Source organism: Luteimonas flava, from assembly GCF_036584485.1.
GTDB lineage: Bacteria > Pseudomonadota > Gammaproteobacteria > Xanthomonadales > Xanthomonadaceae > Luteimonas > Luteimonas flava.
The window spans coordinates 1-1,318 of record NZ_JAZHBM010000006.1; the positions used below are offsets into that span (position 1 = coordinate 1).

Below are 1,318 nucleotides of genomic sequence, written 5' to 3' on the forward strand. Positions count from 1 at the left end.
CCGGGAACGTATTCACCGCAGTATGCTGACCTGCGATTACTAGCGATTCCTCCTTCACGTAGGCGAGTTGCAGCCTACGATCTGAACTGAGCCACGGTTTATGGGATTTGCTAGCTCTCGCGAGTTTGCTGCCCTTTGTCCGTAGCATTGTAGTACGTGTGTAGCCCAGGATGTAAGGGGCATGATGACTTGACGTCATCCACACCTTCCTCCGGTTTATCACCGGCGGTCTTTCTAGAGTGCCCAACTAAATGCTGGCAACTAAAAACGTGGGTTGCGCTCGTTGCGGGACTTAACCCAACATCTCACGACACGAGCTGACGACAGCCATGCACCACCTGTCACTGCGTTCCCGAAGGCACCCTCTAATTTCTTAAAGGTTCGCAGGATGTCAAGCCCTGGTAAGGTTCTTCGCGTTGCATCGAATTAAACCACATACTCCACCGCTTGTGCGGGCCCCCGTCAATTCCTTTGAGTTTCACACTTGCGTGCGTACTCCCCAGGCGGAACACTTAACGCGTTAGCTACGACACCGAAGGGGTCGATTCCCCCGACACCTAGTGTTCATCGTTTACGGCCAGGACTACAGGGGTATCTAATCCCTTTCGCTCCCCTGGCTTTCGTCCATGAGCGTCAGTAATGGCCCAGCAGAGCGCCTTCGCCACTGGTGTTCTTCCCGATATCTACGCATTTCACCGCTACACCGGGAATTCCCTCTGCCCCTACCATACTCAAGCCAATCAGTTTCCACTGCCATGATGGAGTTAAGCTCCACGCTTTAACAGCAGACTTGAAAGGCCGCCTGCGGACGCTTTACGCCCAATAATTCCGGATAACGCTTGCCACTCCCGTATTACCGCGGCTGCTGGCACGGAATTAGCCGTGGCTTATTCCTCAAGTACCGTCATATCTTCTTCCTTGAGAAAAGAGGTTTACAGCCCAGAGGCCTTCGTCCCTCACGCGGCGTTGCTCCGTCAGGCTTTCGCCCATTGCGGAAAATTCCCCACTGCTGCCTCCCGTAGGAGTCTGGGCCGTGTCTCAGTCCCAGTGTGGCTGATCATCCTCTCAGACCAGCTACTGATCGTAGCCTTGGTGAGCCATTACCTCACCAACAAGCTAATCAGACGCGGGCTCATCCTCAGGCGAAATTCATTTCACCTCTCGGCATATGGGGTATTAGCGGTCGTTTCCAACCGTTATCCCCCTCCTGAGGGCAGATTCCCACGCGTTACTCACCCGTCCGCCACTAACCCGAAGGTTCGTTCGACTTGCATGTGTTAAGCACGCCGCCAGCGTTCATCCTGAGCCAGGATCAAAC

Annotated in this window: 1 rRNA gene; it reads right to left on the bottom strand. The window is 54.4% G+C overall.

What is annotated here, in order from left to right:
• Positions 1-1,318: ribosomal RNA gene (locus V3391_RS17465) — 16S ribosomal RNA — on the bottom strand; the annotation flags it as partial.